General features: G+C 72.3%; 17 protein-coding genes. 3 read left to right on the forward strand and 14 right to left on the reverse strand.

Going from position 1 to position 23594, the window contains the following annotated elements:
• From LWF15_RS36475 to LWF15_RS16200, 5 genes are all read right to left on the reverse strand, one after another.
• Positions 1-1595, reverse strand: a 1595-nt coding sequence (locus LWF15_RS36475; RefSeq protein WP_332879910.1) for a diguanylate cyclase, incomplete at its 3' end; no start/stop codon positions are given.
• A gap of 32 nt (positions 1596-1627) precedes the next feature.
• Positions 1628-4198, reverse strand: a complete 2571-nt coding sequence (locus tag LWF15_RS16185; protein ID WP_232811652.1) for a putative bifunctional diguanylate cyclase/phosphodiesterase — start codon at positions 4196-4198, stop codon at positions 1628-1630.
• Between the two features lie 92 nt (positions 4199-4290).
• A complete protein-coding gene (ilvD, locus tag LWF15_RS16190; protein ID WP_269810309.1) occupies positions 4291-5970 on the reverse strand; it encodes a dihydroxy-acid dehydratase in 1680 nt (559 codons plus the stop codon).
• 83 nt (positions 5971-6053) lie between these two features.
• The gene (locus tag LWF15_RS16195; protein WP_232811654.1) at positions 6054-7568 is read right to left on the reverse strand and encodes a hypothetical protein; all 1515 of its coding nucleotides are present in this window, start codon (positions 7566-7568) and stop codon (positions 6054-6056) included.
• On the reverse strand, positions 7565-8233 hold the full coding sequence (locus LWF15_RS16200; protein ID WP_232811655.1) for a SigE family RNA polymerase sigma factor: 669 nt from the start codon (positions 8231-8233) through the stop codon (positions 7565-7567). Before LWF15_RS16200 ends, LWF15_RS16195 begins: the two co-directional genes overlap by 4 nt.
• A 110-nt stretch (positions 8234-8343) precedes the next feature.
• On the opposite strand from LWF15_RS16200, the gene LWF15_RS16205 reads away from it, so the two are divergent.
• Positions 8344-9036 (forward strand): sirohydrochlorin chelatase, encoded by a 693-nt coding sequence (locus LWF15_RS16205; protein WP_232811656.1) that lies wholly within the window; start codon positions 8344-8346, stop codon positions 9034-9036.
• Positions 9037-9077: 41 nt separating this feature from the next.
• On the forward strand, positions 9078-10172 hold the full coding sequence (locus tag LWF15_RS16210; RefSeq protein WP_232811657.1) for a PQQ-dependent sugar dehydrogenase: 1095 nt from the start codon (positions 9078-9080) through the stop codon (positions 10170-10172).
• Positions 10173-10175: 3 nt separating this feature from the next.
• On the opposite strand, the gene LWF15_RS37590 is transcribed toward LWF15_RS16210, so the two are convergent.
• The 4 genes from LWF15_RS37590 to gatC are packed head-to-tail and all read right to left on the reverse strand — an operon-like array spanning position 10176 to position 15857.
• Entirely contained in the window at positions 10176-12473 is a 2298-nt protein-coding gene (locus LWF15_RS37590; RefSeq protein WP_232811658.1) for a putative bifunctional diguanylate cyclase/phosphodiesterase, read from the reverse strand.
• Between the two features lie 26 nt (positions 12474-12499).
• Positions 12500-14047 (reverse strand): Asp-tRNA(Asn)/Glu-tRNA(Gln) amidotransferase subunit GatB, encoded by a 1548-nt coding sequence (gene gatB / locus LWF15_RS16220; protein WP_232811659.1) that lies wholly within the window; start codon positions 14045-14047, stop codon positions 12500-12502.
• The gene (gatA, locus tag LWF15_RS16225) at positions 14044-15561 is read right to left on the reverse strand and encodes an Asp-tRNA(Asn)/Glu-tRNA(Gln) amidotransferase subunit GatA (protein WP_232811660.1); all 1518 of its coding nucleotides are present in this window, start codon (positions 15559-15561) and stop codon (positions 14044-14046) included. The genes gatB and gatA overlap by 4 nt, the downstream gene beginning before the upstream one ends.
• On the reverse strand, positions 15561-15857 hold the full coding sequence (gene gatC, locus LWF15_RS16230) for an Asp-tRNA(Asn)/Glu-tRNA(Gln) amidotransferase subunit GatC (RefSeq protein WP_232811661.1): 297 nt from the start codon (positions 15855-15857) through the stop codon (positions 15561-15563). The genes gatA and gatC overlap by 1 nt, the downstream gene beginning before the upstream one ends.
• A 167-nt stretch (positions 15858-16024) precedes the next feature.
• Here gatC and LWF15_RS16235 point away from each other — a divergent pair, with 167 nt between their 5' ends.
• A complete protein-coding gene (locus LWF15_RS16235) occupies positions 16025-16696 on the forward strand; it encodes a DsbA family protein (RefSeq protein ID WP_232811662.1) in 672 nt (223 codons plus the stop codon).
• Between the two features lie 79 nt (positions 16697-16775).
• Here LWF15_RS16235 and nhaA read toward each other — a convergent pair whose 3' ends face one another.
• The 5 genes from nhaA to LWF15_RS16260 form a co-directional block, all read right to left on the reverse strand.
• Positions 16776-18179, reverse strand: coding sequence for a Na+/H+ antiporter NhaA (gene nhaA / locus LWF15_RS16240; protein ID WP_232811663.1), 1404 nt, complete (start codon positions 18177-18179; stop codon positions 16776-16778).
• A 64-nt stretch (positions 18180-18243) separates the two neighbouring features.
• A complete protein-coding gene (locus LWF15_RS16245) occupies positions 18244-19890 on the reverse strand; it encodes an FAD-binding dehydrogenase (protein ID WP_232811664.1) in 1647 nt (548 codons plus the stop codon).
• A 138-nt stretch (positions 19891-20028) separates the two neighbouring features.
• Positions 20029-20682 (reverse strand): hypothetical protein, encoded by a 654-nt coding sequence (locus tag LWF15_RS16250; RefSeq protein ID WP_232811665.1) that lies wholly within the window; start codon positions 20680-20682, stop codon positions 20029-20031.
• A 44-nt stretch (positions 20683-20726) separates the two neighbouring features.
• Positions 20727-22862 (reverse strand): NAD-dependent DNA ligase LigA, encoded by a 2136-nt coding sequence (gene ligA / locus LWF15_RS16255; RefSeq protein ID WP_269810313.1) that lies wholly within the window; start codon positions 22860-22862, stop codon positions 20727-20729.
• Positions 22863-22936: 74 nt separating this feature from the next.
• Positions 22937-23590 (reverse strand): class I SAM-dependent methyltransferase, encoded by a 654-nt coding sequence (locus LWF15_RS16260; RefSeq protein ID WP_232811667.1) that lies wholly within the window; start codon positions 23588-23590, stop codon positions 22937-22939.
• Between the last annotated feature and the right edge of the window lie 4 nt (positions 23591-23594).

Consider the following 23594-nt stretch of genomic DNA (forward strand, 5'->3'; position numbering starts at 1 on the left):
GGGGGGCGGGGGGGGGCGGCGGGGCCGAGCCCGCGGGGGCCCGGGATGACCCCGTCCCCGCCGCCCGGGGAGATGATCCGGCGGCGGGCGTCCACCCCGCCGGCCACCGCCTCCAGCCGGGCGGCGACCTCGACCAGGACCCGGTCGCCGGCCGCGTGCCCGAAGCGGTCGTTCACCGCCTTGAACCCGTCCAGGTCGGCGTAGAGCACGGCGATGCCCGGGGCCGCCGGACGGCCGCCGGTGGTCCAGGTGCCCACCTCGTCGAGCAGGTGGCTGCGGTTGGCCAGGCCGGTCATCTGGTCGAAGCGGGCCAGCCGCTCCAGCCGCTGGCGCAGCTCGACGGAGTCGGTCACGTCGCTGAGGTTGGCCACCGCCCCGCCCTCCACCCCGCGCAGCCGCAGCTGAGCGGTGCCGGCCGCGGGCGGGGCCAGCCGGACCTCGATCTCGGCCTCGTCGCGGTGTCCGCGGGTCACCTCGAGCACCGCCTCGCGCACCTGGCGCTGGTCCTCCGGGCGGGCCAGCTCCTCGAACGGGCGCTGGACGATCGAGCCGGGCGGGCGGTGCAGCAGGCGCGGGGCCGCGGCGTTCACGGCCAGCACCCGGCCGTTGGTGTCCAGCCGCAGCAGCAGGTCGCTGGTGTTCTCGACCAGGGCGGTGAGCCGCCGGCGGGCCTGCACCTGGGCCCGCAGCAGCTCGTCCTGCTCCAGCAGCAGCAGGGTCAGCCAGACCACGAAGGCGGCGGCCAGGCAGCCCAGGCCGAAGAGCGGGATCGGGCCGGTGCCCAGGACCATCGCCTGCAGCCCGACGGCCGACGGCGCAACCAGGGCCACGGCGTAGGGCACCAGCCGGCCCCGGCGGCGGGGCAGGTGGCGCACGGCGTCGGCCGGTTCCTCGGGCCGGGGCGGCGGCGGGCCCGGCACCCGCGCGAGCCGGAGGCTGTAGGTGGTCAGGAGGAGGCACGAGGCCAGGACGACCGGCACCAGCACGACGTCGGAGACGTCCGGCCACTGCGGGACGTCGGCCCCGGCGATCCGGGTGCCGCGCAGCAGGTCGGCGGCCAGCACTGCGGTCAGGGCGGTGACCAGGACGGCCCAGGAGCGCCCGGGTGAGGCGTTGCCTTCCGGCCCGAGGTAGCCCGCCGGGGCGCCGGACGTGCGGGTGGGCAGGCGCAGCACCACCAGCAGGGCGATCAGGTCGAGCACGGCCGGCAGCAGGGCGAACGCGGCGCTGGCGGGCAGCCGGACCGGGGCGTCGACGACCACCCAGACGATGGTGGCCGCGCTCAGGGCCAGCACGGCGGCCTCGCTGACCCCGATCCCGGGCCGGCGCCCGGGCACGATCCGGTCGCCCGAACCGGCGATCGCGGTGAGCAGGCCACCGGCCGCCAGCACCATCAGGAAGTCGGCGAGCTGGCCGGACAGCAGCGTCCCGGACGGCTCGACCAGGCGGGCCGAGGCCCCGGCGACCGCCCAGCACACGCCGCCGGCGGTGACCGTGGCGGTGATCGGGACCCGGCTGAGCGAACGCAACGCGGCGTACAGCCAGGCCACCCCGGCCAGGACGGCCGCGGCGCCCATCGCGGAGGCGCTCAGCACGGAACGACACTAACCGCTGTCAGCAGTGAGGGTTACCGGGTGACGTGCAGATCCCCGGCCCGGCGCGGCTGCGGGATCTGCACGCCGGGGGCCGGGCTGACGAACGGGTCGCTGGCCCGCAGTTCCTCGATCGGGCGCGGGGGTGAGAACAGGAACCCCTGGGCCAGCCGGCAGCCGTACTCCAGCAGCAGCTCGGCCTGCCTGCGGGTCTCCACCCCCTCGGCGATCACCTCCAGGCCGAGCTCCGCGGCCAGCCCGAGCATCGAGCGCACCAGCACGTCGTCCTCGGCCTGCTGGCCCAGACCCCAGACGAACTTGCGGTCGATCTTGAGGATGTCGACCGGCAGCCGGGACAGGTACTGCAACGAGGAGAACCCGGTGCCGAAGTCGTCGATCGCCACGTGCACCCCCTCGGAGCGCAGCAGCTCCAGGCGTGAGGCGGTGCGGCCGAGGTCCTGGATCGCGGCCTGCTCGGTGATCTCCAGGGTGAGCCGGCCGGGGGCGATGCCGCTCTCCTGCAGCGCCTCCATGGTGATGTCGAAGAAGTCGGTGCCGACCAGCTGCTGGGCCGAGACGTTGACCGCCATCCCGAGCCGTTCGTCGCGCCAGCCGGCCAGCTGCCGCAGCGACTCGCGCAGCACCCAGGCGCCCATCGGCACGATCAGCCCGCTCTCCTCGGCCACCGGCAGGAACTGGGCCGGTGACCAGGTCTCGGCCCCGACCGGCCAGCGCACCAGGGCCTCGAACCCCTCCCACTGCCGGGTGTGCAGGTCGACCACGGGCTGCAGGTAGATGGTCAGGCCCTCGTTGCGCACCGCGTTCTCCAGGTCGCCGCGCAGCCGGTGGTGCTCCATCACCCGCTCGGACATCCACGGCTCGAAGTCCACCACCCCGGCCCCGCCGCGCTGCTTGGCCCGGTACATCGCCAGGTCGGCGTCCCGCAGCACCTCCCGGGCGGTGCGGGTGACCGCGGGATCGGCGATCACCAGCCCGAGACTGGCCGAGACCGACGGACGTCCGTGAGCCGCCTCGTCGAACCCGTTGAAGGCGGTGACCACCGCGTTGGCGGCCGCGTGGGCGGCCTCCGGGTCGGTGGCGGCGGGCATCACCGCGAACTCGTCCCCGCCCAGCCGGGCCACCGCGTCCCCCGGGCCCGCGGCCTGCCGCAGGCACTCGGCCGCCCGGTGCAGCAGCCGGTCGCCCTCGGCGTGCCCCATCGTGTCGTTGACCTCTTTGAAGTTGTCGAGGTCGATGAACATCACCGCGGCGGTCTGCCCGGCGGCCAGCCGGGTGTTCACCGCCTCGAGGAACGCGGTGCGGTTGAGCAGGCCGGTGAGCGAGTCGGTCTGGGCCGCGTCGACCAGTTCGTTCTGCATCCGGACACGCTCGGAGACGTCCCGCCCGACCAGCACCGCACCACCGTCGTCGCGCGGGGTGATCCCCCACTCGATCACCCGCCAGCGCGACTCCTCGGCCGCCCACATGTTGCCGACCAGCCCGACCGTGCCGGGCGGAGGGCTGTTGCGCGGCTTCACCGCCGGGGTCTGGCTGAGCGGCAGGAAGCGGGTCTCGACGCGTTGCTCGCCCTGGCGCCACTGCGGGGTGGTGCTGACGTTCGCGGTCATCTTCTGGTCGTCCGGGTGCAGGTAGTCCAGCAGCGTGCTGCCGACCAGCTGCTTGGAGCTCATCCCGAGCACCCGGGCCGAGGCCGGGTTGGCGAACTCGATCACACCGAAGTCGTCCACCTGCAGGATCACGTCCTGGGTGTTCTCCAGCAGTTCCTCGTACAGCCGGCTGCGCGCGGTCAGGTCGTCCCAGAGCTGCTCGGTACGCCGGGACTGGGCGGTCAGCGCCACGCAGGCGGCGACCGAGGTGCCGGCCAGCAGCATGGCGACCACCGCGTCGGTGCCGTCGGGCACGATGATCAGCCCGAGGGCCAGCGGCACCGGCAACTGCCACAGCTGCATCGTGCGCGGCCGGGGGTCGAGGGTGGGCCGGCCGTACACGCCACCGTTGTCGAGCTTGGTGGTCCAGGCCATGACCAGCCAGGTGGCGGCCCAGAAGGGCACCGCCAGCTCGGTCCTGATCGCCAGCCCGACCACGTCGCCGACCAGGGCGAACCCGCTGGAGACGATGGCCAGCAACGACGGCAGCCGGTAGGCGGGCATGGTGCGGAAGGCCAGGCCCACGCCCATGCTGCTGATCAGCAGGACCGGGACCAGCCAGCCCAGGGCCGGGGCGATCTCCGGGCGGACCTCGATCAGCCCCTGGTGGTACGACGCGAGCCAGGCGACCCCGACCAGGTTGGCCAGGAGCAGCCAGCCGTCGGCCCAGGCCGCCAGGACCTCCCGCCCGTTCAGGTCGGAGGCCGGATTGCTCGTGGCCAGCATGAACATGATCAGCGGCAGCGGGCGCAACAGCCCCCAGAGCCAGCCGTCGGGCACGTCGGCCAGGGCTGCGATCGCGACGCCGCCCCAGACCAGGAAACCCACCCCGGACAGCACCGTGCCCCGCCGGAAGGCGGGCTCACGCAGCGCGGCGGCGAAAGCGACGCCGGCGGCCGCGACCGCCGTAACGGCAGTCGCGATGATCGCGATCAGCATGTGTCCACCCGTGAACCCGACTCCCCACGGGCCGGTCGTCCCCTGATCGGCCCCGCCCCTTCATCGGCGGGTGACGGGGACCGGTTAACGGGTCAGCCCAGAACGGCCCCGTTGGAGGCGGAACCCACCAGCTTGGTGTACTTCGCCAGGACGCCGCGGGAGTAGCGGTGCGGCAGGGGTGCGAAGTCCCGCATCCGGTTCTCGATCTCGGCCGGCTCCACCAGCAGGTCGAGCGTGCCCTCGGCGACGTTCAGCCGGATCCGGTCGCCGTCGCGCACCGCCGCGATCGGCCCGCGGTCCACCGCCTCCGGGGTCACGTGGCCCACGCACAGCCCGGTGGTGCCGCCGGAGAACCGGCCGTCGGTCAGCAGCAGCACGTCCTTGCCCAGACCGGCGCCCTTGATCGCACCGGTGATGGCCAGCATCTCGCGCATCCCGGGGCCTCCCTTGGGCCCCTCGAACCGGATCACCACGACGTCCCCGGCCGTGATCGTCCCGTCTTCCAGCGCGTCCAGGGCGGCGCGCTCGCGCTCGAACACCCGGGCGGTGCCCTCGAACACGTCGGAGTCGAACCCGGCGCTCTTCACCACCGCCCCCTCCGGCGCCAGCGAGCCGTGCAGCACGGTGATCCCGCCGGTGCGGTGGATCGGCTCGGACAGCGCGCGGACCACCTTGCCGTCCAGGTCGGGCGGGTTGATCCCGGCCAGGTTCTCGGCCATCGTCCGGCCGGTCACGGTCATCACGTCACCGTGCATCAGGCCCGCGTCGAGCAGGGCCTTCATCACCACCGGGACTCCGCCGACCCGGTCCACGTCGAACATCACGTAGCGGCCGAAGGGCTTGACGTCGGCCAGGTGCGGCACCCGCGCACCGACCCGGGCGAAGTCGTCCAGCGTGAGCTCCACCTCGGCCTCGTGCGCGATGGCGAGCAGGTGCAGCACCGCGTTGGTGCTCCCGCCGAACGCCATCACCACCGCGATCGCGTTCTCGAAGGCCTCCTTGGTCAGGATGTCGCGGGCGGTGATGCCGTGGCGCAGCAGGTTGATCACGGCCTCGCCGGAGCGGCGGGCGAAGCCGTCGCGGCGGCGGTCGGTGGCCGGCGGGGCGGCCGAGCCGGGCAGCGACATCCCCAGGGCCTCGGCCGCGCTGGCCATCGTGTTGGCCGTGTACATCCCGCCGCAGGCGCCCTCCCCCGGGCAGATCGCGCGTTCCAGGATGTCCAGGTCCTCGCGGCTCATCAGGCCGCGGGCGCAGGCGCCGACCCCTTCGAAGGCGTCGATCAGGGTGACGTCCTTCTCGGTGCCGTCGGTGAACGTGGCCTTGCCCGGCAGGATCGAGCCGGCGTAGAGGAACACGCTGGCCAGGTCGAGCCGGGCGGCGGCCATCAGCATCCCGGGCAGCGACTTGTCACAGCCGGCCAGCAGCACGCTGCCGTCCAGCCGCTCGGCCTGCATCACGGTCTCCACGCTGTCGGCGATCACCTCGCGGGAGACCAGCGAGAAGTGCATGCCCTCGTGGCCCATCGAGATGCCGTCGCTGACGCTGATCGTGCCGAACTCCAGCGGGTAGCCGCCCCCGGCGTGCACCCCGTCCTTCACGGCCTTGGCCAGCCGGTCGAGACTGAGGTTGCAGGGGGTGATCTCGTTCCACGAACTGGCCACCCCGATCTGCGGCTTGACCCAGTCCTCGTCGCCCATGCCGACCGCGCGCAGCATGCCCCGCGAGGCAGTGGCCTCGATCCCGTCGGTGACCTGCCGGCTGCGCGGCTTCATGTCGTGTTCGCTCGTCTGGCTCACGGTCGGTGACTCTACGCCGCCGGGTACCCCGGAATCAGGCAACCCGGCGGCGCAACCTCTCAGGGGGCGATGAGGGCCTTGCGGACCTCGGGCAGGAGCCAGCTGGGCTTGCTCTCCATCAGGAACTGGGGATCGTCTGAGAACTTCATCGCTTCCGGCCGCCGCACCGCCGTCGTCCCGACCTCGGCGCCGGCTGCGTCGAGGAACCGCACCGACCGGACATCCGTACGAGACGTACTGGCCAGGGTGTTTCGGGCGGGAGAGGTGGTGACCCCGTCCGGACCGGTCCATTCCACCGTCACGGTGCCCACCGGCCCCAGCGCCGCCGTCTGGACCGTCTTGTCACTGGTTCCCTGCGTCGTGTCCCGGTAGCTAGACCAGGCCAGCGCCAGTTCGGAGTTGCTTCCCGCGGGAAGCAGTTCCGCCGTGTCCAGCCAGGATCCCTCCCCGCCCTCGCGCTCGCCGTACGGTGCCGAGACGTGCCCGGCAGCCAGCACTCTGGCCCCGCTCGGAAGGGTGAGCACACCAACCAGAGGACGATTGGGGCCGGCTTTGGTAGCCGGATCCGGATCCGCGGCGAGCAGCTTCCATTCGCCTTCGGCGAACGGCTGCCGGGACGCCATCCAGGTGCGGTAGGCCAGATCCTCGACCCGGGAGAACTTCTCGTCGGCCCCCCCGCGCTCGGGAGCCAGCACCAGGGCCTCCGGGCGCACCCCCGGGCGCTCGGTGAAGAGGTCCCAGTAGTAGGGCTCTTTCCCCTCCTGTTCGGCCAGCAGGGCGTAATGGCCGGGCCGCTCCACCGAGATCTCCTGGACCCCGGCCGTGAGAGGAAGGTCGCGGCTGTTCCCGGTGACCTTGCCGTCGGCGTCGATGGTGGGCGGCTGCTGCAGGCGGGCGCGCTGAGGCCGCTGCGCGACCACGTAGGCGGCCGCGCCCAGGTCCGGGTAGTCGTCCGGGTTCCAGCGGTCGCCGAACTGATCGGGCGAGACCATCCCGAGGAACATCGAGTCCGGCTCGGTCCACTCCCCCACCGACATCGCGTCGGCGGCCGTGCCGGCCCGCCCGTAGAACTGGATCAGCGTCGGTCCCCCGGACTCGCCTCCCGGCCAGGTCCCGACCACCGCCGCGATCCGGTAGTTCCCGATGTCCGAGGCGTAGACCACCTTGGCGTCCCGGACCGGCTGCTTGAGTTCCGGCATCGGTCCCACGTCGATGTGGTCGAGGTCCAGCAGGTCGTGCCGAGCGGCCCAGTCGCCGAGGGCGTTCACCCACTGCGTGTCGTCGGCCAGGTTGCCTCTGGTCTCGACCAGGTACTTCGGGGTGCGCCGGTCGGCCGGGGCGGACTTGTCCTGCTCGGGGCCCAGCACTGCCTGCTGCACCACGAGCAGGCCCACCACCGCGGCGGCCGCGGCCGCCAGGGCGAGCGCGGCCCGCCGACGGCGCCGGGTCCGGGAGCGGACCAGGAATTTCTGGATCTCCTCCCACGGCGGGGTGGGAGCGGGCCGCTCGGCCAGCGCGACGTCGACGTCGTCGAGCAGAGCGCGGATCTCTCCGGACAGCCGGTCGTTCGTCACGGGGTCTCCATCCGGTCCAGCCCCAGGACCGCTCCGAGCACCTGCGGGTGCCGGCGCAACTGGGCGATCGCCTTGGACAGCTGGGACTTCACGGCACCGGTACTGATCCCGAGCATCCGCGCGGTCTCCTCGACCGAACGGTCCTCCCACAGCCGCAGCACCACGACGGTGCGTTGCCGGGGCGGCAGGTCGCTCAGCGCGGCCCAGAGACCGGAACGCAGGGCGTAGGTCTCGGCGTGGTCGTACGCCTGCGCCGGCTGCTGCACGATCGCGTCCAGCGACGTCTCGGGATGCCGGCGGCGCCGGTGGCGGGAGGCCGCGGTGTTCGCGACCGCGGCCCGCACATAGCTCTCCGGAGAATCCGACCGGATCCGGTCCCACCGCCGCCAGCACTTCTCCAGGGCCACCTGCACCACGTCCTCGGCCAGCTGGTGATCGCCCGTCAGCAGGAATGCGTAACGCTGCAGCGCGCCCCACCGGGCGGCGACGAACCGCCGGAAGTTCGTCTCGGCCGACTCCTGGTCCAGTTCCCGGGCCTCGGCACCGTTCTCGGTGACCAGGTCGTAGCGCGGCCGCGGCGGATCGGCGGGTTTGCTGAGCAGGCGCAGCGCACTCAGCGCCGGCAGCAGGGCCATCAAGGGGTTCTCCGAGAGCTCGCCGGACAAGGACGATATTCCAGACGCGGACAGCCCACCCACAGGTTTCCGCCGAATCGGAACTTTCTGCCCGGGCCACCGCCCCGCACCGGTACCCGGCCGTGCCAGACTCCCCGGCCATGAGCACTCCTGTTCTCGTCGCCTGCTCGCACGGCACCCGGTCCGAGGCCGGGCGCGCCGTGATCGCCGAGTTCCGGTCGGCCCTGGCCGCCGCCCGCCCCGGACTGCGGGTGGAGGCTGCCCACGTCGACGTGGAGGAGCCGTTCGTCGGCGACGTGGTCGCCGGGCTGGACGCGCCGGTGGTCGTGGTGCCGCTGCTGCTCTCCACCGGTTTCCACGTCAAGACCGACATCGGCCGGGCGGTCGCCTCCGCCCCGGGCCGGGCCCGGGCGGCCGAACCGCTCGGCCCGGACGCTCTGCTGGTCAAGGTGCTGCAGGACCGGCTGGCCGAGGCCGGGGCAGCCGAGGACGACGTGATCGTGCTGGCCGCAGCGGGTTCCAGCGATCCGGCGGCCTCCGCCGCGGTGGAGGAGACCGCGGCTGCGCTGTCCGCGGCCCGGGGTGGCGCCGTGGTCACCACCGGCTACGCGGCCGCGGGCACACCCACGGTGGCCGATGCGGTTTCTGCGGCCCGGGCGGCGCATCCGGGGGCCCGGGTCACGGTCGCCAGCTACCTGCTCGCCCCGGGGCAGTTCGTCACCCGGCTCAACGAGGCCGGGGCCGACCGGGTCAGCGCTCCGATGGCCCCGCACCCGGCCCTGGTCGAACTGGCGCTGCGGCGTTTCGACGAGGCCCTGGTTATGGTCCTTTAGGGGGTCGCCGACCGGACCGGCGGACCGGAAGGATCGGGCGGGTGAAGAAATCACGCACGATCGCAGCCGGTTCAGTGCTCGTGGCCGCCCTGGCCGTCTCCTCCGGCCCGGCCTCGCCCGCGCAGGCCGCGCCCGGAACCTCGGCCGCCGTGCCGAAGGTCAGCCTGGGCAAGACCCTGGCCACCGGGCTGGACGTGCCCTGGGGAGTCACCTTTCTCTCCGGCGGCTCGGCCCTGGTGGCACAACGCCCCAGCGGGGTGGTGGTCAAGGTCAGCCCCAAGGGCAAGCGGGTGAAGGTGGGCACGGTGCCCGGGGTCTTCGACGACGGTGAGGGCGGCCTGCTCGGCCTCGCTCTCAAACCCGGCTCGAAAGCGTCCAAAAGCAAGCCCGTCCAGCTCTACGCCTACCTGACCACCAGGACCGACAACCGCATCGTCCGGATGAGCTTCGACGGGGCGAAGCTGGGTAAGCCGAAAACCGTGCTCACCGGTATCCCCAGCGCCTGGAACCACAACGGCGGCGCGATCACGTTCGGCCCCGACGGCAAGCTCTGGATCGGCACCGGCGACGCCGCCGAGACCGAGAACGCCCAGGACAAGAAGAGTCTCGGCGGCAAGATCCTGCGGATCAACCCGAATGGCACGGTGCCCGCCGACAACCCGTTCAAGGGCTCGGCGGTGTACTCGCTGGGCCACCGCAACGTGCAGGGCCTGGCCTTCGACCCGGCCGGCCGGGCCTGGGCCACCGAGTTCGGCCAGGACACCTGGGACGAGTTCAACCGCATCCTGCCCGGCCGCAACTACGGCTGGCCGCTGGTCGAGGGCAAGAAGAAGCGCAAGGGCTTTGTCTCGCCGAAGGTGCAGTGGCGTACCGACGTCGCCTCCCCCAGCGGCCTGGCGATCGTGAACGGGGTGGCCTACCTGGGTGCGCTGCGCGGCGAGCGGCTCTGGGCGGTTCCGCTGAAGGGCAAGAGCGTGGGTACCCCGAAGAGCCTGATCAAAGGACGATTCGGCCGGCTCCGGAACGTGGTGGCCGCTCCCGGCGGCAAGAGTTTGTGGGTAACCACGTCGAACACCGACGGACGCGGGGAGCCGGGTAAGTCGGACGACCGCGTGGTGCGGCTCGACCTGGGCTGAGTCTCAGGGGCCGGAGCGGCCCAGCCGGTCGGCCATCGCGGCCAGGTCGCCTGCACTCATCGCGTGCCCGTAGTGCAGGCCCTGGCCGAACCCCACGCCCATCCGGCGCACCAGGTCGTCCACCTGGCTGGTCTCCACGCCCTCGACCACCACGCTCACCCCGACCGTGCGGCTCAGGTCGAGCACCGCCCGGGTGATCGCCCGCGAGCGTGGCTCGGAGACCAGGCTGCTGGTCAGGGCGCGGTCGATCTTCAGGATGTCGGCGGGCAGGCGCTGCAGGTAGCCGAGGGCCGAGTAGCCGGTGCCGAAGTCGTCGATCGCGATGGTCAGGCCCAGGGCGGCGAGGCGGTGCAGGGTCTGGGCGGCCTGTCCCTCCTCGACCAGCACCTGCTCGGTCACCTCGATGACGAACTGCTCGCGGGGGGCGCCGTGGGCGGTCAGCGCCTCCTGCACCACCTGGTGGAACCCGGGCACCCGCAGCTGGACCGGGCTGACGTTGCAGTTGATCCGCAGGCCGCGGTCGAACAGCCCCTCCTTCACGGCGCTGCTCAGCGTGGCCTCGAGGATCTGCTCACCGATGTCGACCACCAGGCCGGTCTGCTCCGCCACGGTGATGAACTCGTCCGGGCCGACCCGGCCCAGCTGCGGGTCGGTCCACCGGGCCAGGGCCTCGGCGCCGGTCACCACGCCCCGGCGCAGGTCGACGATCGGCTGGAACTGCACGGTGATCGCGCCGTCCTCGACCGCGGTGCGCAGCCTCTCCTCCACCCGCAGCCGGCGCTGGCGGATCTGCGCGACCGTGGCGTCGTAGACCTCGACCCGGTTCCGGCCGGTGGCCTTGGCCACGCGGAGCGCTGCGCCGGAGGCGGACAGGGCGCCCAGCGGGTCCACCACGGTGGGCCTGGCGAAGTCGTCCTCGGGGGCGGACCGGCTGTCCAGGTCGGCCAGGGTGGCCCGGGCGTCGACGGCGGCCACGCCGATGCTGGCCGAGACCTCCACCCGGTTGACCCCGTCCACGTCGGCGGCGGACTGCCGCACGGCGGTGACCACGGTCTGGCCGACCTGGGTGCCGATCTCCAGGCTGCCCGGCAGGAGCACGGCGAACTCGTCGCCCCCGATCCGGCTGACCAGGGCGCCCGGGGGCACCGCGGCGGCCAGGCGGTGGGCCACCGCGGCCAGCAGCTTGTCGCCGGTGGCGTGGCCGAGCAGGTCGTTCACGTCCTTGAAGCCGTCGAGGTCGACGGTGAGCAGGCACCACGGCTCGCCGTGCTGCAGCCGGGCCATCTGCGCCTGCAGGACGCGGCGGTTGGCCAGGCCGGTCAGCGGGTCGGCGGTGGCCTCCTCGTTCAGCCGCTGCAGCAGGGCCGCGCGGATGCGGGTGTTCAGCAGCTCACGGCCGCCGAACACGATCACCGCGATCATCACCAGGACCAGCGCCACCTTGTCGGTGTCGTCGGCGACCAGCAGGGCGGCCAGCGAGACCATCAGCAGCACCAGGCTGGCGGTGGTGGTGACCACCACGCCGCGGGCCTCCGGGTCGACCGGCGCGGACCGGTCGTCGGCCGGACCCGCCTGGTGGTTCAGCAGACCGTAGGCGATCACCGGCCAGGCCAGGCACCAGAGCAGGGCGGCCCACCAGGGCCAGGTCTCGCCGATGGTCAGCGCCGCCCGCAGGGAGACCAGGTCGCCGACCACGTACAGGCCGGCGCCGACCGCGGCGAGGAGCAGGTTGCGGTCGAGGTCGCGGACGTAGGCCAGCACGGCGAAGCAGATCACGGTCAGGTCGGCGATCAGCACCAGCACGGCCATCACCACGTCGGCCTCGAGCGGCCGGTCGCTCAGGGCCCGGGCGAAGGCGAAGTGCCAGACCGGCAGGGCCACGGTGACGCCGAGCAGGACGGAGTCCAGCCCCAGACGCCAGGCCGCCCGGCGGCCCGGGGTGCGGCGCGGCACCAGCAGCAGGCCCCACACGGCCAGCGGCGCGGCAACGAGCGCGATGCCGTCGCCGGCCGCCGGGAACACCTGGTCGGTCAGGCCGTTCACGACCTGACCGATCCCCCAGAACACCAGCGAGGCACCGAGGACCTGGCGGTAGCGCGCCGGGCCGTCGGTGGTGCCCCGCCAGGCCAGGACGGCACCGCAGGCCAGGGCCACCGCACCGGTCAGCCCGGTGGCCAGCTCCCGGGCCTGCGGCCCGTGGCCCGGCCCGGCCAGCGTCAGGGCCACCACGCAGGCGACGGCGAAGACCGCCGCCGCCCGCAGGGCGATGTCCCCGGACGCCCGCCCGGAAGCGGGCGTCACCGCGTCGCGTAACACGGTTCGGGCACTCAGGCGTCCTCGGCCGGGGCGAGCCGCTCGATCACGAGCTCGCGGACCCGGGCCGCGTCGGCCTTCCCCCGCATCTCCTTCATCACGGCACCGATCAGGGCCCCGGCCGCCTGGACCTTGCCGGCCCGGATCTTGTCGGCGATCCCCGGGTTGGCCTCGATCGCCCGGTCGACGGCCTCGCCGAGCGCGCCGTCGTCGGACACCACGACCAGACCGCGGGCCTGCACGACCTGCTCCGGGTCGCCCTCGCCGGCCAGCACGCCCTCGAGCGCCTGCCGGGCCAGGGTGTCGGTGAGCTTGCCCGCGTCGACCAGCGACTGCAGCTGGGCGATCTGGGCCGGCGTCACCGGCATCTCGGCCAGCGGCTTCTCCTGCTGGTTGGCCAGCCGGGCCAGCTCACCCGTCCACCACTTGCGGGCCGCCGCCGACGAGGCGCCGGCCGCGACCGTGGCCTCGACCAGCTCGACCGCGCCGGCGTTGTAGAGGTCGCGCATCTCCTTGTCGGAGAAGCCCCACTCGCCCTGCAGCCGGCGCCGGCGCTCGGCCGGCGGCTCGGGCAGGGTGCCGCGCAGTTCCTCGACCCACTCGGCCGAGGGCGCGATCGGCACCAGGTCGGGCTCGGGGAAGTAGCGGTAGTCGTCGGCGTCGGACTTGGGCCGGCCGGAGGTGGTGATCCCGGTGTCCTCGTGCCAGTGCCGGGTCTCCTGCAGGATGCTGCCGCCGTCGACCAGCACGGCCGCCTGACGGGAGATCTCGTACTTGACCGAGCGCTCCACGCTGCGCAGCGAGTTGACGTTCTTGGTCTCGGTCCGGGTACCGAACTTCACCGCGTCCTGGTCCTGCGGCTTCTCCGAGCGTGGCCGCAGCGAGGCGTTGACGTCGCAGCGCATCGAGCCCTGCTCCATCTTCACGTCGCTGACCTTCAGCGCCCGCAGCAGCTCGCGCAGCGCGGACACGTAGGCCTTGGCCACCTCGGGGGCCCGGGAGCCGGCCCCGGTGATCGGCTTGGTGACGATCTCGATCAGCGGGATGCCGGCCCGGTTGTAGTCGACCAGCGAGTACTCCGCGCCCTGGATGCGGCCGGTGGCGCCGCCGACGTGCAGCGACTTACCGGTGTCCTCCTCCATGTGGGCGCGCTCGATCTCGACCCGGAAGGTCTCGCCGTCCTCCAGCTCGACGTCCAGGTAGCCGTTGAAGGCGATCGGCTCGTCGTACTGCGAGGTCTGGAAGTTCTTCGGCATGTCCGGGTAGAAGTAGTTCTTCCGGGCGAACCGGCACCACTCGGCGATCGAGCAGTTCAGCGCCAGGCCGATCCGGATCGCCGACTCCAGGCCGGTCTGGTTCAGCACCGGCAGCGCGCCGGGCAGGCCCAGGCAGACCGGGCACACCTGGGTGTTCGGCTCGGCGCCGAACTCGGTGCGGCAGCCGCAGAACATCTTGGTGGCGGTGTTCAGCTCGACGTGCACCTCGAGGCCGAGCACCGGGTCGAACCTCTCGAGGGCCTCGTCGTAGTCGAGCACCTCGGCGAACTGGCTGAGCGAGGTCACTTCGTCGCCTCCTTCTTGGCGAGGATCGGGCCGCCCCAGCTCTCCACCAGCAGGGCTTCCAGCGCGGCGCCGACCCGGTAGAGCCGGTCGTCGGCCTGGGCCGGGGCCAGCAGCTGGATACCGGCCGGCAGCCCGTCCTCGTCGGCCAGGCCGGAGGGCAGCGACATGCCGGGGACCCCGGCCAGGTTGGCCGGGATGGTGGCCACGTCCTGCAGGTACATCGACAGCGGGTCGTCGAGCTTGGCGCCCAGCTTGAACGCGGTGGTCGGGCTGGTCGGGCTGACCAGCACGTCGGCCTGGCCGAAGGCAGCGGCGAAGTCGCGCTGGATCAGCGTGCGCACCTTCTGGGCCGAGCCGTAGTAGGCGTCGTAGTAGCCGGACGAGAGGGCGTAGGTGCCCAGGATGATCCGGCGCTTGACCTCGTCGCCGAAGCCGGCGGCGCGGGTGGCGGCCATCACCTGCTCGGCGCTGGGCGCGTCCACGCCGGCGGGGGCGACCCGCAGGCCGTACCGCATGGCGTCGAACTTGGCCAGGTTGCTGCTGGCCTCGCTCGGCAGGATCAGGTAGTAGGCGGCCAGCGCGGCGGTGAAGCTCGGGCAGGACACCTCCACGATCTCGGCGCCGGCCTTGGTCAGCAGGGCCAGCGACTCGTCGAAGCGGGCCATCACGCCGGCCTGGTAGCCGCCCTCACCGCCGTGCAGCTCGCGGATCACGCCGATCTTCATCCCGGCGATGCCGTTCTGCGCGCCCTCGCGAGCAGCCGCCACGACGTCCGGGTAGGGCCCGGTCAGGCTGGTCGAGTCGAGCGGGTCGTGCCCGGCCATCACCTCGTGCAGCAGGGCCGTGTCGAGCACCGTGCGGGCGCACGGGCCGGCCTGGTCGAGGCTGCTGGCCAGGGCGATCAGGCCGTAGCGGGAGACCGCGCCGTAGGTCGGCTTCACGCCGACCGTGCCGGTGACACTGGCCGGCTGGCGGATCGAGCCACCGGTGTCGGTGCCGGTGGCCAGGGGCGCCTCGAAGGCGGCCAGCGCGGCCGAGGAGCCACCGCCGGAACCACCCGGGATGCGGTCCAGGTCCCACGGGTTGCGGGTCGGGCCGTAGGCCGAGTGCTCGGTGGAGGAGCCCATCGCGAACTCGTCCATGTTGGTCTTGCCCAGGGTGACCAGCCGGGCCTCGCGGAGCCGGCGGACCACCGTGGCGTCGTAGGGCGGGACCCAGCCCTCGAGCATCTTCGAGCCGGCCGTGGTGGGCAGGCCCTTCGTGGCCATCACGTCCTTGACCGCGATCGGCACCCCGGCCAGGGCGCCGAGCTGCTCGCCGGCGGCCCGGGCGGCGTCGACGGCGGCCGCGTCGGCCAGCGCCTGCTCACCGGCCACGTGCAGGAACGCGTGCACGTCCCCGTCGACGGCGGCGATCCGGTCCAGGTGGGCCTGGGTGACCTCGACGGCGGAGACCTCGCCGGACGAGAGCAGGCCCGAGAGCTCGGCCGCGGTGCGGCGGATCAGCTCGCTCATCAGTCCTCCTCAAGGATGCGGGGAACGCGGAAACGCTGCTCCTGCTGGGCCGGGGCTCCCGCGAGTGCCTGCTCCGCGGACAGGCCGGGGCGCGGCTCGTCCGGGCGGGTCACGTTGACGAGTGGCATCGGGTGCGACGTGGCGGGCACGTCGTCCCCGGCCACCTCGCGGACCTGGGCCACGGCGCCGAGAATCACGTCGAGCTGGCCGGCCATCCGGTCCAGCTCCTCGTCGTTCATCTCGATCCGGGCGAGTCCGGCGAGGTGGGCCACCTCATCGCGAGAGATCGCGGGCATGAGGAGGGGCTCCCTTGCGTTCGGTGGTGGTGCTTGCTCTGCTAAATGCGATGGCAGTCTACGGTCACGATCACCCGCCCCACGCGCATGACTCCCGGACCTGCCCCTGAGCGGCCCCAGCCGTTTCATGTCCGTAACCTGAACCGCCCGATCCGGAGGTCCCACCCTTGTCCCAGGACGTCGAGCCCACGAACACCGACGAGGGCACGCCCGCCCTGCCCCCGTTCAACGCGGTCGCCGTACGGGAGGTCGACCCGGCCGACGCCGACCCCGGCCTGCCCGACGGGGACACCGTCCTGGCCGCCGCCCGGCACGTGTTCGGCAACCCCGAGGCCGAGATCTGCATCGTCGAGTTCGGTGACTACGAGTGCCCCTACTGCGCCGGGGCCGCTCCGGTGCTGCACGAGGTCGTCGACTCCTCCGAGGGCCGGGTGCGCCTGGTCTTCCAGAACTTCCCGCTCTTCGAGATGCACCCCTTCGCCCTGACCGCCGCCCTGGCCGCCGAGTCGGCCGAGGCCAGCGCCGGGTCGGAGGTGTTCTGGAAGATGCACCACAAGCTGTTCAAGAACCAGACCCGGCTGACCGACCGCGACCTACGCCTGTACGCGGAGTACGTCGGCGCGGATCCGGAACGGGCGGCCGGCGAGAAGGCGCAGGAGTTCGCGCCCCTGGTGCAGGCCGACTACGCGGCGGGCGTGGCCAGCGGTGTCTCCGGCACCCCCACGCTGTTCATCAACGGAACGCCGTACTCCGGTGTGGTCGATGTCCCATCGATCCGCCGGGCCACCAACGGCAGTCCCGCGGCCCAGCCTCGTCGCCGGTTCTTCGGACTCAGCTGAAAACCCAATGGTGGACGTCCGACGCGACTGCTGTCGGACGTCCACCATTGGGTTGTGGTCGGGTCGGGTGCGGTGCTTTCTACCGCCCGAACGTGCGGGGGTAGGCCGGCGCCGTCCAGGGCAGCGGGGGTAGCTCCGGCGGCGCCGTGTCACCGGAGGGTGAGCAGAGCGGCATCCGCTCGCCCATCACCCGCAGCACCCAGACCCCGATCACCGCCGCCAGCATCGAGCCGGCCAGGATCCCGATCTTGGCCTGGTCCTGCAGCGACTCGTCGTCGAAGGCCAGGTCGGTGATGAACAGCGAGATGGTGAACCCGATCCCGGCCAGCAGGGCGGCACCGACCAGGTGGCCGTAACGCACCCCGCCCGGCAGCATGCCCACCCCCGAGCGCAGCGCACCGACCGCGAACATGGTGATGCCGAGGCCGTTGCCGAGGATGAGCGACACCATCACGCCGATCGTGACCGGTGAGGTCAGCGCGGTCTCGAGGGTCTCCGAGCTGAGCTCGACCCCGGCGTTGGCCAGGCCGAAGGCGGGGATGACGGCGAACGCCGACCACGGGTGCAGCCAGGTCTGCAGCCGCTCGTTCGCCGAGACCGTGCTGTTGGCGGCCAGGTTCGCCAGCCGCACGCCGTCGGCCGAGGGGTTCTCGATCAGCGCCCGGCCGAAGATCACCAGCTCGCGGCTGCGGTTCTCCGGGGTGGAGGCGGGGATCAGCAGACCGGCCACGACCCCGGCCAGCGTGGGGTGCACCCCGCAGGCATAGGCGGCGAACCACAGGGCGAGGGTCAGGATCACGTAGGGCGTGAGCTTCCAGTAGCCGACCCAGCGCAGCACGCCGAACAGCACCACGATGCCGGCCATCACGAACAGCGGCACGATCTGGATGTCGTCGGAGTAGAAGATCGCCATCACCGCGATCGCGCCGATGTCGTCCACCACGGCCAGGGCCAGCAGGAACATCCGCAGCCGGTCGGGGCAGTGCGGGCCGAACAGGGCCAGCACGCCGAGCACGAACGCGGTGTCGGTGGACATCACGATGCCCCAGCCGTTCATCGCCTCGCCGCCGTCGCCGAACAGCGCGTTGATGATCAGGTAGATCGCGATCGGGATGCCCAGACCACCGATCGCCCCGATCGCCGGGACGCTCATGATCCGCCGGTCGCTGAGCTCCCCGGCGGTGGTCTCGCGGGCCACCTCCAGCCCGATCACCATGAAGAACACGGCCATCGCGGCGTCGTTGACGAAGTGGTGCAGGTCCATCTCGAACACGGCGTCGCCGAAGGCGATCCGCACCGGGAGCTCCCACAGGTGGTGGTAGCTCTCTCCCCAGGGGGAGTTCACCCAGATCAGCGCCACCACACTGGCCGCCAGCAGCACGGCGGCGCTGCTGGCCTCGTTGTGGATGAAGCGACGGAGCGAGGGGGTCATCGACGGGGTGACGAAACGCAGGGGAGGCCCTGGACGCAGACTGACGGCCATGCGCCACATCCTGCCTCACCCAGGGAACGCCCTGGTTACACAGCAGGTACCAAGGTCAGCAGGCTCACACCGCCTGGGCTGCCGCCCGGCCGGCCGTCCTCCCGCTGAACAGGCAACCGCCCAGGAAGGTGCCCTCGAGCGCCCGGTAGCCGTGCACCCCTCCCCCGCCGAACCCGGCGACCTCCCCCGCGGCGTAGAGCCCGGGCACCGGTTCCCCGTCCGCCCCGAGCACCCGGGAGTCCAGGTCGGTCTGCAGCCCGCCCAGGGTCTTGCGGGTGAGCACGTTCAGCCGCACGGCGATCAGCGGGCCTGAGCGGGGGTCGAGCAGGCGCTGCTCCCCGGCGGTGCGCAGCAGGCGGTAACCCCGGTAGCTGCGCAGGTCACGGATGGCCAGGATCTGCTCGTCCACCGAGGAGGGGTCGACGATCTGCCGGTCCCGTTCCAGCACCGACGCCTCGAGCGTGGCCAGGTCGAGCAGAGGTTCGGCGGTGGTCGCGTTCATCGCCTGGACCAGCGCGGGCAGGTCGTCACCGGTGACGAAGTCGACCCCGTTGTCGAGGAAGGCACGCACCGGCCGGGCCGGGCCGGGCTTGACCCGGCCGAGCAGCTTCGGCAGCGACTTCTCGGTCAGGTCGGGGTTCTGCTCGGACCCGCTGAGGGTGAACTCCTTCTCGACGATCTTGTGCGAGAGGACGAACCAGCTGTGGTCGTGGCCGGTGGTGCGCAGGTACTGGAGCGTGCCCAGGGTGTCGGCGCCGGGGTAGAGACGGGCGGGCAGCCGCCGGCCCCGGGCGTCCACCCAGAGCGAGGACGGCCCGGGCAGGATGCGGATGCCGTGGTCGGGCCAGATCGCGTCCCAGTTGTGCAGGCCCTCGGTGTAGTGCCACATCCGGTCGGGGTTGATCACCGTGCCGCCGGCCTTCTGGGTGATCTGCAGCATGCGGCCGTCGACGTAGGCCGGGACCCCGGTGACCAGGTGCTCGGGCGCGGTGCCGAGGCTCTGCGGCCAGGCCGCGCGGACCAGCTCGTGGTTGCCGCCGATACCGCCGGACGTGACGATCACGGCCTGCGCCGTGTAGCTGAACTCGCCTACCTCGCGGCGGTTACCGCCCACCCCGCGCGGGCGCTGATCGGGCGACAGCAGCGAGCCCCGCACCCCGGTGACGGCTGCGCCCTCGGTGACGAGGGCATCCACCCGGTGCCCGAAGGCCAGCGTGACCAGGCCCTTGGCCACCGCTTCGCGGACCCGGCGCTCGAACGGCTCGACCACCCCGGGCCCGGTGCCCCAGGTGATGTGGAAGCGGGGCACGGTGTTCCCGATCCCGCCGACCCGCCCCTCGCCCCGCTCGGCCCAGCCGACCAGCGGGAACCACTTCAGCCCGAGCCCGGAGAGCCAGGACCGCTTCTCGCCCGCGGCGAAGTCGACGTAGGCCTCGGCCCAGCGCCGCGGCCAGAGGTCCTCGTCGCGGTCGAAACCGGCCGTGTCCTGCCAGTCCTGCCAGGCCAGCTCGTGCGAGTCGCGGATCCGCATCCGGCGCTGCTCGGGCGAGTCGACCAGGAACAGCCCGCCGAACGACCAGAACGCCTGCCCACCGAGGTTCTGCTCACCCTCCTGGTCCAGCAGGAGCACCCGTTTTCCGGCATCCGCGAGCTCGGCGGTGGCGACCAGCCCGGACAGACCGGCCCCGACCACGATGACGTCAGCGTCCATCGCCGAATCCCATCATGATCGGCGGACCGGCAGAAGACCTTTGGGCGCACTGATGACGCTTTGGCCCCGCATCCCCGATGGCGGCCGGCGCTCAGCCCGGCGACGAGGTGTACACGTGGTACCCGGTGTACACCTCGTTCAGCCGCGGAACATGGCCCGCACCAGATCAGCGGCAGGGGTGAGCACCGCCTGCCGCAGCCAGCGCCAGCAGCCCTGCACAGCGCGCCCGACCGGGACCACCGCGTGCCGCCAGACCCAGCCCAGGGCCAGGCCGATCGGCCGCAGCGTGAAGCGGTAGACCTGGTGCAGCAGCCATCCGGCGCCCAGCCAGCCCGGGCGCAGCAGGTAGCGGTAGAGCTGGGTCAGCACCCAGAGCACCGGACGCCAGAGCAGCTCGGCCAGCGGCACCAGGCAACGCCGCCAGAGGAAGACGAGCGGGATCTCGACCAGGTAGTGCCACAGCGGGCGGAGCACGCGGTGCCAGGCGAAGCGCAGGGGCACCACGACCAGGTAGTACCCGAGGAACTCAAGGGCCGGCCGGAGCAGGTGCCGCCAGAGGTAGCCGAAGGGCCGGGCCACGAGGTTGCGCCAGAGGTACTCCAGCGGAACCACGACCAGCCGGTGCAGGAGCCACCCCAGCGGACGGAACACGTAGGCCACGACCGCCCGCCCCAGCACCTTCAGCAGTTCCCAGGCCAGGCGGAAGGGCAGGACGAACACCACCGCAACGACCCGGACGAGCCACGGGACCTGCGCTTCGGACGGGCTACCCACCTGCGGCGACATGCTCACGGGCAAGGGACGTGCTTCTCCCCTGACCCGTTGCAGAGCTTCAGCTATTTCTCCTCTGCAGCGGCCTCCTCGTCGGCTGCGGGGGTCACCGCGCCGGGGCCCTGGTCGAGGAGGAGGCGGAAGCCGGCCTCGTCGAGGACGGGGACGCCGAGCTGGATGGCCTTGTCGTACTTGCTGCCCGCGGCCTCGCCGGCGACCACGAAGCTGGTCTTCTTCGAGACGCTGCCCGAGGCCTTGCCGCCGCGGGTCAGGATGGCCTCCTTGGCCTCGTCGCGGCTGAAGCCTTCGAGCGAGCCGGTGACGACCACGGTGACGCCCTCGAGGGTGCGGGGCACCGACTCGTCGACCTCGTCGGCCATGCGTACCCCGGCCTCGGCCCAGCGGCGCACCACCTCGGCGTGCCAGTCGACGTCGAACCACTCCTTGACGGCGACCGCGATGACCGGGCCGCAGCCGTCGACGGCGGCCAGTTCTTCCTGGGTGGCGTCGCGGATCTTCTCCATCGAGCCGAGCGACTGGGCCAGGGCGCGGGCCGCGGTGGGCCCGACGTGGCGGATGGACAGGGCCACGAGAACCCGCCACAGCGGCTGGTTCCTGGCCTTGCTCAGGTTGTCGAGCAGCTTCTGGCCGTTGGCCGAGAGCTCGCCGTCCTTGCGGGTGTAGATCGGCACCGTGCGCACGACCTCGGGGGTGAGGTCGAACAGGTCGCCCTCGTCCTTCACCGCCCCGGCCTGGAGCAGGCCGATGGCGCCCTCCCAGCCCAGGGCCTCGATGTCGAAGGCGCCGCGGCCGGCCACGTGGAAGAGCCGCTCGCGCAGCTGGGCCGGGCAGGTGCGGGCGTTGGGACAGCGGATGTCCTTCTCGCCCTCCTTCTCGTAGCGCAGCTCGGTGCCGCACTCGGGGCAGTGGGTGGGCATCTCGAACTCGCGCTCGCTGCCGTCCCGCGCCTCCGCCACCGGCCCGACGATCTCGGGGATCACGTCGCCGGCCTTGCGCAGCACCACCGTGTCGCCGATGAGCACACCCTTGCGCTTCACCTCGAAAGCGTTGTGCAGGGTGGCCATCCCGACGGTGGAACCGGCCACCAGCACCGGTTCCATCACGCCGTAGGGGGTGACCCGGCCGGTGCGCCCGACGTTGACCCGGATGTCGAGGAGCTTGGTGTTCACCTCTTCCGGCGGGTACTTGAAGGCGATGGCCCAGCGCGGCGCCCGGCTGGTGGCCCCGAGCCGGCGCTGCTGCGCCACCTCGTCGACCTTCACCACCACCCCGTCGATCTCGTGCAGCTGGTCGTGCCGGTGCTCGCCGAAGTGCTCGACGAACTGCACCACCTCGTCGATGCTGCCCACCACCCGGTAGGTGCCCGAGGTGGGCAGGCCCCAGGCCTTCAGCAGCTCGTAACTGCCCGACTGCGAGGTGATGTCGAACCCGGTGCGGGCGCCCAGCCCGTGCACCAGCATGTGCAGCGGACGGGTGGCGGTGACCCGCGGATCCTTCATGCGCAGCGAACCGGCCGCGGCATTGCGCGGATTGGCGAACGGCGCCTTGCCCGACTCGACCAGCCGGGTGTTCAGGTCGGCGAACGCCTCGATCGGGAAGAACACCTCACCGCGCACCTCGACCCGCTGCGGGAAGGGCACCCCCTCGACCTCGGTGAGCACGTGCGGGACGCCCTGGATGGTGCGCACGTTGAGGGTGACGTCTTCTCCGGTGCGGCCGTCGCCGCGGGTGGCCCCGCGCACCAGCCGGCCCTCTTCGTAGAGCAGGTTCACGGCCAGCCCGTCGATCTTCAGCTCGCACAGGTACTTGACCGGGCCGGCGTCGCGCTCGACCCGGGCGGCCCATTCGCGCAGCTCGTCGAAGCTGAAGGCGTTGTCGAGGCTGAGCATGCGCTCGAGGTGGTCGACCGGCTCGAAGTCGGTGGACCAGGTGCCACCCACCTGCTGGGTGGGCGAGTCGGGCGTGCGCAGGCCGGGATGCTCGGCCTCCAGCCCCTCGAGCCGCTTCAGCAGAGCGTCGAACTCGCCGTCGGAGACGGTCGGCGCATCGCGCACGTAGTAGGCGAAACGGTGACCCCGGATCTGCTCGGCCAGATCGGCCCAGCGGTGACGCGCCTCTTCCGGCACCGGGGCCTGGCCCTCGACCACGCCGCCCTCGGGCAGGCCCTCCGCCGCGCTCATCTCTGCTTCAGCCACGAGCCCATTGAACCGCGCCCCACCGACATTCTTCGCGACGAAGGAGCCGCGGCGAGCGCTCAGGCCGGCCGGTGGAACTCGGCCAGCTGCTCCGGCCCGTGCCCGGTCAGGTTCGACAACCGCAGATCCCCGCCCGCGAACGAGCGCAGCTCAGCCTCGGTGAGGGGCCACGGCGGTCCCTCTTCCGGGTCAGCGCCGTGACCGAGCACGAACGTGATCACCAGCAACGTGCCGCCCGGCGCCACCAGCGACGAGACCCCCGAGACCGCGCGCTCACGCACCGACCGGGACATGGCCTGCACGGTGTAGATCTCCACCACCAGGTCGAACGCGCCGACCAGATCGGGTGCGAGCTGCAGCAGATCGGCCTGACGGTAGGTCACGGCGGAGGCGGGGTAGCGCTCCCGGCACAGCCGCAGCGCCGTCTCCGAGATGTCGAAACCCGTGGTGGCCAGGCCCAGCGCGGCCAGGTACTCGGCGTCCGCCCCCATCCCGCAGCCGACCACGACCGCCTGGGCCGACCCGTCCACCGAATGTTCCCCGAACCACCCGGTCAGCGCCGGATGCGGCTCCTCACGGGGCCAGGGTCTGGTCACCTCGCCGTCGGCGGCGGCCCGGTAGAGCTCCTCGAACCAACGGGTCGGGGTGCCGTCGGCATTGGCCGCCGCGGCCAGCCGATCGGCCTCGCCCTGCCACCGGACCGGTTCACTCATGTCC

Origin of the sequence: Kineosporia rhizophila, assembly GCF_021277265.1 — a bacterium.
Classification (GTDB): Bacteria; Actinomycetota; Actinomycetes; order Actinomycetales; family Kineosporiaceae; genus Kineosporia; species Kineosporia rhizophila.